The organism is Terriglobia bacterium (assembly GCA_032252755.1).
GTDB lineage: Bacteria > Acidobacteriota > Terriglobia > Terriglobales > Acidobacteriaceae > JAVUPY01.
The window spans coordinates 46,569-58,436 of sequence record JAVUPY010000093.1 but is presented as its reverse complement, the minus strand read 5'-3'; the positions used below and the strand labels follow the sequence as shown (position 1 = coordinate 58,436).

Below are 11,868 nucleotides of genomic sequence, written 5' to 3'. Positions count from 1 at the left end.
CCGTGCATAGGGTTACCGCAATTCTTCTCCTCCTGACTGGCTTGGGCTGCTTCGCTTCGGAGCCGCCCAAGTATTCGCACGCCTCTTATTTCGAGCATTACGAGGGAACCAAGACATGCCTCGGGTGCCACGAAAAAGAGGCGTCCACTTTTCTACACTCCCAGCATTATCAGTGGCTCGGTGACGCTCCCAACATCGTCAATGCCAAAGGCCGGAAGCTTGGCAAGATGAACACCGTGAATGATTTTTGCACTAATCCCAAGGCTAATTGGATTGGCATCGTACGTAACTCGCGGGGCGAAGTGATCACCAAGGGCTGTTCCGCATGCCATGCGGGACTGGGCAAATTGCCTTCTGAACAGGTCTCGCAGGAACAACTCGAGAACATAGACTGCCTGATGTGTCACGCTTCCGGTTACCGTCGCGATCTGTATCCCAATGGCAAGGGCGGATTCGAATGGAAACCGATCCTGTGGCAGAACGAGGCGGGGCTCGATTCCGTGGCGAAACGCATTTCCCTGCCCACAAGGCTCATGTGTCTGCGCTGCCATTCATCCTCGGGAGGCGGACCGAATTACAAGCGTGGCGATCTTGAGTACAAGCTGAATGATCCCGATCGGGATTACGACGTGCACATGGCATCGGCAGGCAAGAATATGCAGTGCATAACCTGCCACGCCGGCCAGGATCATCGCGTGAGGGGGCGCGGTACCGATCTGTCGGGTACAGATTCACCCGGCAGTCCGCTGAGTTGCGAGACACGCGAGTGTCACGGAACCGCGCCACACAAGGCAACGGTCCTGAACATCCACACTGCGCGCGTGAATTGCACGGTGTGTCACATCCCCGAGTTCGCGCGGGATGAGCCCACCGATATGTATCGCGATTGGTCCCACGTCGTTTATAACGCCGAGGCAGACAAGTACAGCGCTGATATCAAACTGGTGAAAAACGTTCAGCCGGTGTACGCATGGTTCGACGGCAATACGCGTGAACAGTTGCTCGGGGAATCAGTGAAACGACTGCCGGACGGCACCGTGGGAATGATGATTCCGCAAGGATCACACAAAGATCCCAATGCGCGGATTTATGCGTTCAAGTTGCACCGGGCGAAACTGCCGATGCTCGATGGCCGCAACTGGATCATTCCAATCGTCGTCGAAGATGTCTTCCCATCAGGGAAGATCGACGATGCGGTCAAACTCGCCGCAAAAGACACCTACGGTGTGGACGACGCAAAGTACACTTGGGTTGAAACCAGCCGTTACATGGGAATCTTTCATGGAGTGCAGCCTAAGGAGAAAGCGCTCGGGTGTCTTGATTGTCACGCTCCCGGTGGACGCATGGATTGGAAGGCGCTCGGCTACAAAGAAGATCCACTCGTTGAACTCATCTCCTCACATTCCAAGAAAGGATTGATGTAAGCTGGCCGCCAATGGCCTCCGAACTGCGCTCGGAGGCCATTTCGTTGCACTCACTCCTGATGAGCATCTATTGCCTTACCTACGTATGCATGAGAATGAGCTCCAGCCTCCCGCAACGCCCTCCGCTTCATCAGAAAGAAGAACACCGGGACTAGGATCAGCACGTGAATCGTCGAGGTGATCATGCCGCCGACAATCGGGGTTGCGATCGGTTTCATGACGTCGGAACCGATGCCGGACTCCCACAGGATCGGCGCGAGGCTGAGGATCACGGCGGTGACGGTCATCAGTTTCGGGCGCAACCTCTGTACTGCGCCTTCAATTGTCGCTTCCTCGACGTCCTCCTCGGTCAGCATTCTCCCGGCGGCAACTCGATGCTGTAGCGCTTCGTGGAGGTAGACGACCATGACCACGCCAGTTTCTACCGCGATCCCGAAGAGAGCGATGTAGCCCACCCACACTGCCACGCTAAAGTTATAACCGAGTATCCATTGCAGAATCAGTCCGCCCGACATGGCGTAGAGGGTCGGGAAGATCAGCACGGCGGCTTCCGCAGCCGATTTGAAGATCATGTATAGCAGCACGAAGATCACGAAGAATACGATTGGCAGAATGAACTTCAATCGTTCTTTGGCGCGCAATTCGAATTCGTACTCACCAGCCCACTTGTAGGTATAACCGGCGGGGAGAACCAGCTGTTCCTGCAAGAGTTTGTCGGCCTGCTTCACGTACCCGCCGTAGTCGTTCGTCTTCAGGTCGAGATACACGTATCCGGTGAGCGCACCATCTTCGTCGCGAATCATCGCCGGGCCACTCGAGAAGAATACCCTTGCCACCTGGTTGATGGGGATCTGAGCACCGGTCGGCGTGCCGATCAGGATTCGACCGATTGCCCCTGGATTGTCGCGGAAATCGCGGTCGTAGCGAACGCTAATTGGGAATCGCTGCCTGCCTTCCACGTTCTCGGCGATATCGGCGCCGCCAACTCCTGAGGTGATTACTCGCTGCACGTCGCCGACCGTGAGCCCATAGCGTGCGGCTTCAGCACGATCGACCTCCACGTTCAAATAGAAGCCTTGCGATACACGCTCGGCAAACACCGAACTGGTCGTCGACATCGTGGAGAGAATTTTTTGGATACTGGCCCCGATCTCCTGAATCTTGTCGAGGTCTGGACCCTGGATTTTCATTCCCAGTGGAGTCTTGATCCCGGTCATCTCCATATCGAGACGGTTAGCCACCGGCATAGTCCACGTGTTCGTAAGGCCCGGGAATTGCAGCTTGGCATCCATCTCCTGGATGAGCTTTTCGTAGGTCATGCCCTTTCGCCACTGTTCACGGGGTTTCAGCATGATCGTCGTGTCGTACATATCGAGCGGTGCGTTGTCGGTGGCGCTGTCGGATCTACCCACCGCACCCAGCACGGTGGAGACCTCTGGGAACGAGCGAATAATCCGGTCCTGCTCCTGCATGAGCGCGGCCGCCTGGGTGATGGATATACCGGGCAATGCGCTCGGCATGTAGAGAGATGAGCCTTCGTACAGCGGGGGCATGAACTGGCTACCCAGCTTGAAATAGAGGGGAATGCTTGCCGCCAGGAATATCAGATTTATGGCGATTACCAGTTTCCAATGCCGCAAGCACCAGCGCAGCACTGGCAGATAGATGGCGTGCGTAGCACGTGCAAAGGGATTCTCAGACTCGGGCCTCAGGCGCCCGCGGATGAAGATCGGCATCAACATCGGCACGAGAGTGATCGAAAGCAGCGAGGAAAATACGAGTGCCATCGTCTTCGTCCACGCTAGCGGTCGGAACATGCGCCCTTCCTGCGCTTCCAGCAGGAAGACGGGGAGGAACGAAACGAGAATGATGATCAGTGAATAGAAGAGCGCCGGACCGACTTGCTTGGCCGCTCTCAGAAGTATGGCTCTTCGCTTGCTTTCGGTCAGTACCTCTCCGGGGGCGAGTTCGTGACGCTCTGCCAGATGCTTATACCCGTTCTCCACCATTACGATGGCGGCGTCGATGAGCACACCTATTGCGAGAGCCAGTCCTCCGAGGGACATGATGTTGGAGCTCACGTGCAGGTAGTACATCGGGATAAATGCCGCGAGCACCGCAATCGGCAACGTGATGATAGGAACAAGCGCGGAACGAAAGTGAAACAGGAACGCGAGAGATACGAAGCTGACGATGATGGCTTCTTCGATCAGATCGCGCTTCAAAGTCTTGATGGATTCGTTGATCAGGCCCGAGCGGTCGTAACCCGTGACGATCTCAACGCCGGGCGGCAAGGACGGGCCGATCTCGTGCAGTTTGGCTTTGACCCCGTTGATCACGTCGAGAGCATTCATTCCGTACCGCATGACGACGATTCCGCCGACGGTTTCGCCTTCGCCTTGCCAATCCACGGCGCCGCGCCGAATATCCGGACCGAACTCTACCGTTCCGAGATCGCGGACCAACACGGGTGTGCCGTTCTTTGTCGCCACCGGGATGTTTCGCAGATCATCGAGCGAGCGCAAATATCCGAGGCCGCGCACCATGTACTCGGCACCGCTCATCTCCAGCACGCTTCCGCCAACTTCATTCGTGCTGTCGCGCACGCGGTCAATTACGGTCGAGATGGGAATGCCGTAAGAAAACAGCTTGTTGGGATCGAGCTTCACCTGGTACTGCTTCACATATCCACCGATGGTTGCAACCTCGGCGACACCCGGAACTGTCTCCAGTTGATAACGCACGTACCAGTCCTGGAGCGCACGCAAGTCGGCCAGGCTCTTGGTATGACTTGTGTCCACGATGGCGTACTGATACACCCAGCCGGCACCTGTCGCGTCCGGGCCAATCGCAGGATGCACATTGGGCGGCAAGCGTCCGGCGATCTGCTGCAGGTATTCGGTCACGCGCGACCGCGCCCAATAGAGGTCCGTACCATCTTCAAAGACTACAAACACGTAGGAATCGCCGAACATGGTCTGCGCACGGACGGCTTTCACATGCGGAGCCGCAAGCAGCGTCGTGACGAGCGGATACGTCACCTGGTCTTCGATCACGTTCGGCGGCTCGCCTGCCCATTCGGTATGAATAACTACCTGCACGTCGCTGATATCGGGAAGCGCGTCCAGCGGAATGCGATGCAGGCACCAGACGCCGGCGATGACGAGAAATGCGGTGCCCGTCAGTACGAGGAAACGATTGCGTTCGCACCATTCAATGATTCGGGAGATCATCACATACCTCCCGTCGCAGTCACGCTGAGCTGCATGCCGGCTATGGTTTGACCACCACGCGTCGCGGATACCGTCACCTGATATGAGCCGCCGCTGGGAAGGTCCAGCAGACCTTCATAGGTGCCATTTCCGCGATCCGGGAGCGTTGCCGTCTTCTTGATTGCCGCCATGCCCATGGCGGGCATCGCGGGCATGTAAAAGGTGACGGTCACCTGCGCGCCGGTCACAGGTTTGTTCCCTGCGCCAGTCAGCTTCACCCGGAGAGTGTTGCTGCCGCGTTGAGGCGGTGAAGGTGTGCTGCTGAAGTCGAGAGCGACCTGCCCGGCCGGAGAATTCGCCGAAGCCGAGCCGGCCGCACTGGCCGGGGGAGGAGCAAACGAGCCAATCGCCGCCTGAAGTTGCGCCTCTGAATCGACCAGGAAGTTCGCGGAACTCACAATCTTGTCGCCGGCCTGCAAGCCTTTAAGAACGACGACGTGGTCGTCAAGCCGCGGACCGAGTTCGATTTCACGCGGTTCAAGATAGCCGTTTCCGTGATCGATGAACGCAATCTCGCGGGTTCCCGATTGCAACGCGCCAGAAGCTGGGATCACGAGCTTTCGTCCGAGTGGAATAGACATGCTGACGTTCACGAACATTCCAGGCTTCAGCGCCAGCTTGGGGTTACTGAAGACGAAGCGCACTCGGACGGTTCGCGTTGCCGGGTCGACCTGCGGGAGAATCTGGTCAATTCGGCCATGGAATATGCGTCCTGGATACGCGTCCACGGTTACCTGGGCTGGCGTGCCCGGTTTCAGTTGGCCAATATCGTTCTGAAACACATTCGCGTATACCCAAACGGAAGAGAGGTCGGCGATGGTATACAGCTTTGTTCCGGCTTCGGTGTACTGGTTGGGAAGTGCGTTTAACTCTGTTATGTAACCCGACATGGGGGAATCGATCGTGATGTCGTGCTGCACGGTTCCGGTCTTTTCCAGCCTCTGAACCTCGCTCGCCGGCACTCCAAACTGGGCAAGCCGGTCCGCGGCTGCGCTCAGCAACCACTCGCCTTCTTTTGCCGCCATACCATGCCCGTCGTTGTTGAACGTCTTTTGATTCTTCTTTGCCAGCAGGTACTCCTGTTCCGTGCTTAACAGTTCCGGACTGTAAATGGTGAACATCGGCTGGCCCTTGCGTACATACTCGTAGCTTGCATTGGCGAACACCTTCTGGATCCAGCCCGGGAAGCGCGTTTGGAGATATGATATCCGGCGCTCATTCACATCAACGTTGCCGGGCACGCGCAGATCGTTCGTGACCGTTTTCATCACGGCAACGGCTGTAGTTACGCCGATCGCCTGCAGACGCTGCGGCGACAGCTGCACGGGAGAGAGTGGTGCTACTGTCGGCGAACCGTCGGATCGATCTGCCTTCCTGGGCATCTGCATGGGGGCGTCAGGCCCCTTCGCCGCGACGATGCCGGTCTCTTCATGAACAGAACTGCGCTGTTGCCACAGGACGTAAGCCAAGCCGCCACCGAGCGCCAGGCAGACAATGACAGCAAGAATGAATGCGTTCTTGAAAGTATGATCTTTCATTTGGTCACCTCCGGCGCCTTCGCCTGAGTGTTTCTGTTGATGGGGGCGCCCACGGCAAGTTCCAAGTCAGAGAATCGCGCTTCGAAATCGGCCAGCGCCTGGTAATAAGCAAGATCGATATCGATTACTGCGGTCTGACTATCCAGCAGGTTGAGGAAATCGGTGTGGTTGTTCTCGTAGGCGATCAAGGTCGAGCGCAAAGTTGCTTCCGCTTGTGGCTTCAACGCGCTCTGATAAACATCCGCGAGTCGTTTGGACGCTCTGGCTTGTGACATCGCCTCCTGTATCTGCCCAAAAGCGGTGCTCTGCAGGGCTTCGTACTCAGCCTCTTGTTCGCTGACCTTCGCCCTGGCCTCTTCAATTTCCGCGTCGTGCTTGCGATGATTCAGCCAGGGAAGATTGATTGAGCCTTCCAGCATGTAGCTGTTGCGTTGCTCAGAGCCGCGCGGCATCAGCATGTATCCGCCTGCTACGGTCACATCCGGCTGGAAGGTTCTGGCAGCCAACTTTTGTTCTTGTTCGCTCTTGTGGATCATCGCCCGCGCCTGCGCCAGGTCAGGCCGCGATTGCAGGGCCAATTTCTCCAGGTCTTCCGTTCCGGGAAATCGAGCCGGGATCCGGTAATCGCCCGCAACCCGAATGGGCAAAGCCGGATCACGGCCCATCAGTGTGTTTAGCTTCGAACGGGCGACATCGGCGTCCTGTTCAAAGTGAATAAGGTGTTCCGCAAGGCGGGTCAGCGCGACCTGAGCTTTCAGGATGTCCTGCTGCGGGACATTGCCTACGGTGTATTTGATCTTGGCCGCCTCAACCGCCTGCCTGGCGATTGCGACGTGCTCGTCGTGGATCCGCATCTCGTCTTGCGTGCGCAATAGATCGTAGAAGGCTTTTCGGACAGCGATGCGTACTTGAAGCCTCGTGTTCTCGAGTGCGGCCTTGGCGACATCTGCATCGGACTGAGCGATGTTGGTACGGAGGTCGCGTTTGCCAGGCCACGGAAAGGTTTGGCCCACCATGAACATGTTCTGTGCCGCGTTGTAGTTCCAGGGCTGCCGTAAGGGGACACCCCAAGCGCGGTACATAAAGGAAGGATCTTCGAGTGCCCCTGCCGTGGACACCCGCGTTTGTACGACGGCGAGCTGTCGCACCGCGACCCTGATCTCGGGATTGCCGATCATCGCCTTCTGTTCGACCTCGTCGAGTGTCAGAGGCGGCGATGAATCCTCAACCATCTGCTGCTTTGGCAGTAACGTTTCCGCAGCGAGGAGTGACTCCTGGGCATGGGCCCTCAGCCCGCACAGACATAGTGCGAGCAATACATACACGAATTTCATAGATCTCTCCGTCAGCTAAGTCGTGGACGTTGATACGCCCGGGCACAGTTGTGCGACGGAGAGTTCTAGATCCTCAGAATGGTTACATCGGGCGGCGAGGGCATGCCGAGGCTGGATTGATGAGCAGCAATAAAGAAACGAGAGGACGGAATCGGCTCGGATGCGAGCGAAACGAACGCCAACTGGGGCTGAGTGATGGGTTGCCCGTCGTTCAGCAGGACACTGAAACTGGTAGGCTGTGTGCCCGCCTTGCAGCAGGAAGACATGGACTGTGAGGAATGATCCATCCCACTCATGTGTTCGCAGCACTTGGAACATGACTGCATCGCGAAGGTGCTCCCGGGAGCCACGCACGCAAGAAGAGGCGTGGCTAATGCCACCAGCATCACCAGAGCGACAATCAATGAAGACCAACGATGCACACATGCACTCTACTGCACTCACATCTCAGGTGCCAGTGATGAGGATCACATGTCAGGATAAAACTTGCTGGTCCAGCACTGCCCTGACGGTTACCCACAGATTTTGTAACAGCGGAAACGACATATCGCGAGCACGCAGATTCAACAGGTTAGAAGGGCGCCGGAGCGCCCCTTTTGTTACAGCCGACGACGCCTCCGTTTACGCCACTTCTCCCTGTTGTGCCCGAATGTGCCAGTGATTCCCGAAGGGGCACTTGGCTCGCCCTGATCTCCTGGCCTTCCCAGAGCAGGTAAGCGAAGCTCCTCATGCCGTTTGTGCTGCTGGCGGTACCTTCATCGTGGTACGTTTTGGCTCGTCTCCACTCTCTCCTTTCAAGTAGAATTCGTTCACTCTTCTCCGGAGTGGGGGATTGGGCCTTTCTAACGGATCTCGACTGGACCCCTATGAAATTGTGTCGCCACTCGGCGCGGGCGGCATGGGTGAGGTGTATCGTGCGCGCGATACGCGGTTGGAGCGCGACGTCGCAATCAAGGTCCTGCCCGCCAGCTTCGCATCGACCATCCTTTGTACGGCGACGATCGTGGCCGCGTAGCGATCCTCGATGCCAGAGGCAACGTGCGACGACTGACGCGTGAATTCAGTGGCGTGCACGGAGTTGTATGGAACACGCGAACAGACGAACTGTGGACGGGTGCGAGTCTCGCGTCGGATCGCAGGGTACTTTCGTGGGCACATCGAGGTAGACACTACTCCCTGGGAGATTGCGAAGTGGGGTTCGGCCGGAGACCACCCAGGCCCCAGATTGCACCCCATTGTGGCACCTCTGGGCCGCTAACTTTGTTGGTCTTGCGGAGACTGCACTCGCGGGGTAATCTCGCGCCCATCCACGCAGTGACCTAGAGAGAAACTACGGTGGAGCATCGAAGCGTCCAGCGGTTTCGTGTTTCCCTTCCAATAACTTTCTATTGGGGAAGTAACAATGCCTTTTCGAAAGGGAATGGCACCTCTCGTGACATCAGCACCCACGGCGTTTTTATTCTGACTCAAGAGAGAGTTGTCGAAGGCAGCGACGTCTGGTTGAGGTTTTCCGTTCCTCCGATCCGCAAAGGAGCGAGGGTTTCCGAAATGCAGGGTTTCGGGCGCGTTGTTCGCGCCCAAAGTGACGGTTTTGCGGCGCAAGCGGCCATTGGATTTTCCAATCATGCGAATCGCAACAATCACCAGATAACAAAACTTTTTTTCTCAGATTCGCAGGATGAACTTGAGTGTGCCCCTAGATCGGCGCCCAAAGGAAAGGCGCATTAGCTGGATCTAAGTCTTCTGTTTTTAGTACGTTAGACATAATTTCCACAACGAACTGAGTTGGCGGAGCCATGCTTGGAGAAAGCGTCTTAAATACCACTGATATCGGAGCCGGTTCGTCATCGTCATTATTGGCTCCAGGTCCAATTTACCCCGCGACTGAGAGCGGAGTTCCGCAATGGTTTGCGGCATACGTACAGACACGTCACGAAAAAAGCATCGCTAAGCAGCTCGAAGAGCGTTGCGTAGAGCGATTTCTACCGGTTTACGAGGCGACCCACCGCTGGAAAAATGGTCGGCATAAAGTGCAGCTTCCGCTATTCCCCAGCTATGTATTCGTGCGCATCTCCCCTTCAGAGAGATCAAGAGTACTTCAAGTGCCAGGAGTCGGTTATATCGTCGGCTCGCATGGTGTCCCGACGCCGCTCCCTTTAGAGGAAATTGAACGGTTACGGAACGCGCTTCGCGGAGGCGTAATTGCCCAGCCCTTCCCTTACCTGAAAGTCGGCACGCACGTGGAAATTCGGAACGGTCCGTTGCAGGGCTTAGTCGGAATCCTGAAGCGCTGGCATGGCCAATTTCGGGTCGTGATTTCTGTCGATTTGATAATGCAATCAATAGCAGTAGAAGTGGATGTCTCCGACATATCGCCGATTCGCTCGACCGGCCGGCATCAGGGTTGAATTGGCCTTCGCTGTCTTTATGACGACCACAGCATTCTCGCACGATGACACATTCATGCCGACGAGGATCACACGTCTACAAAGACATCGCTTCGGTCTTCGATCGCAACCCAGCAGCAAAAAACCAGTTCGAGTGATCCTTTGTTACTCCGGTCTCCAAGCACTGTGGATGTATCGGGTTGCCTACTGGCTTTGGTCGCATCGTGCTTGGATCCGCCACCTGCCGGCGAGTCATTAGTAGATATTACGGTGTGCTCCCTCTGAGGATTGGGTTGAAATGCACGAAGAATCCACCGAACTAGAAGAACAGCGGATTAGCTGGCAACGTTATTGGAGACTCTTACAGCACCACAAATGGTGGTTCGTCTTGCCGGCATTCAGCGTGTTTCTTGCGGTGTGGAGCGCAAGCTGGCTGCTTCCGGCCACTTATCGCTCTGAGACGCTAATTCTCGTTGAGCAGCAGAAAGTACCGGATCAGTATGTAGTTTCAAATATAGCCGACGATCTGCAACAGAGATTGCAAAGTATGACACAGCAGATCCTGAGCCGCACACGCCTGATAAGCGTTATTAACCAGTTTGACCTTTACTCCAAAGAGCGCACTCGCCTCACCGAGGACGAACTGGTCGATCGGATGCGAAAAGACATTCAGATTGAGCTGGTACGAGATTCAAGTCGAGCCCGAGATCTCACCGCCTTTAAAATTGCTTATCTCTCGATAAGTCCACAAACTGCACAATCAGTAACATCTCAACTGAGCTCATTGTTCATTAACGAAAACCTGCGAGTTCGGCAGGAGCGCTCAGAAAACACTACGGCCTTTCTTGAGAGCGAACTGGAGCAAGCCCGCCAGAGTCTCGGGGCACAAGAAGTACGAGTACGAGAGTTTAAGAGCCGCTACTTAGGGGAATTGCCTGGTCAGACCCAATCTAATGTTCAGATCCTCAGTGGACTGCAAACACGACTACAGCAGGAAATGGAAGCCTTGGCTCATGCCAAGCAGCAAAAGGTCTACTTGGAATCGATGCTATCGCAACTGCGTTCGGTAGAAGCCGGCATCAGGGCGAATCCGTCTACGGTGATGGCATCTCCCCTGACACTGGATCAAGAGATAGAGCGACTCCGGAATCAGCTCACTGAACTAACTTCGAAGTACAGCGAAGAGCATCCTGATGTTCAGAAGACGCGAACACAATTGGCTAAAACACTCCAATTAAAACAACAACGTGACGCTCAGGTCGCCGAGGCAGCCAAATCGGCGGCGAGCACCGAAATGCCCGCGGTAGGAAGCTTAGCTGAGCTACAGGCAATGTCGCCGCGACTGAACGTTGAGAGCGAACTGAAAGCGAATCGGGCGGAGATCGACAATCGGGAACGCAGCATAAGGGATCTGGAACACCAGATTGAGTCCTACCAGGGTCGCCTAAATACGACACCTCTCCGGGAACAGCAACTGGCAGACTTAACAAGAGATTACGACCAATCACGTAAGAATTACGAACAACTGTTGGCCAAGCGTGATCAGTCCTCGATGGCTACAACTCTTGAGAGACGCCAACAAGGGGAACAATTCCGGGTAATTGATCCTGCTAACCTTCCGCAAAAGCCTTATTCACCCAATCGGCTAAAGATCGCATTGGTCGGGCTATTAGCCGGCATCGTCTGTGGTGTGATGTTCCTGGTTACAAATGGCGTTCTCCACAACGTTGTCTACTTGAGAGACGAGGTGAATGACGTTGTTGAAGTCCCCGTGATCGTCGAGATCCCACCGCTCTTTACAGTGGAACAAGAAACACGGAACAGAATTCTGCTCCGATTCCAGAGATCCTCCTTCGTGTTCGTGGGAGTACTAACAGCCGTTGCCGTTGGGATCAGCTTTTACTTTGGATAAG

At 55.8% G+C, this 11,868-nt stretch carries 7 protein-coding genes; 4 read left to right on the top strand and 3 right to left on the bottom strand.

Going from position 1 to position 11,868, the window contains the following annotated elements; all coding sequences use genetic code 11:
- Nucleotides 1-2: 2 nt before the first annotated feature.
- Entirely contained in the window at nucleotides 3-1,424 is a 1,422-nt protein-coding gene (locus tag ROO76_22920) for a hypothetical protein (protein MDT8071023.1), read from the top strand.
- Between the two features lie 50 nt (nucleotides 1,425-1,474).
- Here ROO76_22920 and ROO76_22915 read toward each other — a convergent pair whose 3' ends face one another.
- Genes ROO76_22915 through ROO76_22905 form a run of 3 tightly spaced genes read right to left on the bottom strand, consistent with a single transcriptional unit; the run spans nucleotide 1,475 to nucleotide 7,568 of the window.
- Nucleotides 1,475-4,657: a CusA/CzcA family heavy metal efflux RND transporter gene (locus tag ROO76_22915; GenBank protein MDT8071022.1), complete on the bottom strand. Its 3,183-nt coding sequence runs from the start codon at nucleotides 4,655-4,657 to the stop codon at nucleotides 1,475-1,477.
- Complete coding sequence (locus ROO76_22910) at nucleotides 4,657-6,234, bottom strand: efflux RND transporter periplasmic adaptor subunit (protein ID MDT8071021.1); 1,578 nt, start codon at nucleotides 6,232-6,234, stop codon at nucleotides 4,657-4,659. Before ROO76_22910 ends, ROO76_22915 begins: the two co-directional genes overlap by 1 nt.
- Entirely contained in the window at nucleotides 6,231-7,568 is a 1,338-nt protein-coding gene (locus tag ROO76_22905; GenBank protein MDT8071020.1) for a TolC family protein, read from the bottom strand. Before ROO76_22905 ends, ROO76_22910 begins: the two co-directional genes overlap by 4 nt.
- Nucleotides 7,569-8,400: 832 nt before the next feature.
- Here ROO76_22905 and ROO76_22900 point away from each other — a divergent pair.
- The 3 genes from ROO76_22900 to ROO76_22890 all read left to right on the top strand — a co-directional run bounded on the left by ROO76_22900 (nucleotide 8,401) and on the right by ROO76_22890 (nucleotide 11,867).
- Nucleotides 8,401-8,583 carry a hypothetical protein gene (locus ROO76_22900; protein MDT8071019.1) on the top strand — a complete coding sequence of 61 codons (183 nt, stop codon included), beginning with the start codon at nucleotides 8,401-8,403 and terminating at the stop codon, nucleotides 8,581-8,583.
- 781 nt (nucleotides 8,584-9,364) lie between these two features.
- The gene (locus ROO76_22895) at nucleotides 9,365-9,976 is read left to right on the top strand and encodes a UpxY family transcription antiterminator (protein ID MDT8071018.1); all 612 of its coding nucleotides are present in this window, start codon (nucleotides 9,365-9,367) and stop codon (nucleotides 9,974-9,976) included.
- A 277-nt stretch (nucleotides 9,977-10,253) separates the two neighbouring features.
- Nucleotides 10,254-11,867, top strand: coding sequence for a GNVR domain-containing protein (locus ROO76_22890; protein ID MDT8071017.1), 1,614 nt, complete (start codon nucleotides 10,254-10,256; stop codon nucleotides 11,865-11,867).
- Nucleotide 11,868: the final 1 nt, after the last annotated feature.

Bases quoted from the DNA above. Each gene is read 5' to 3' on its own strand.
- ROO76_22895 (MDT8071018.1), top strand. From the start codon at position 9,365: ATGCTTGGAGAAAGCGTCTTAAATACCACTGATATCGGAGCCGGTTCG.
- ROO76_22910 (MDT8071021.1), bottom strand. From the start codon at position 6,234: ATGAAAGATCATACTTTCAAGAACGCATTCATTCTTGCTGTCATTGTC.
- ROO76_22915 (MDT8071022.1), bottom strand. From the start codon at position 4,657: ATGATCTCCCGAATCATTGAATGGTGCGAACGCAATCGTTTCCTCGTA.
- ROO76_22905 (MDT8071020.1), bottom strand. From the start codon at position 7,568: ATGAAATTCGTGTATGTATTGCTCGCACTATGTCTGTGCGGGCTGAGG.
- ROO76_22890 (MDT8071017.1), top strand. From the start codon at position 10,254: ATGCACGAAGAATCCACCGAACTAGAAGAACAGCGGATTAGCTGGCAA.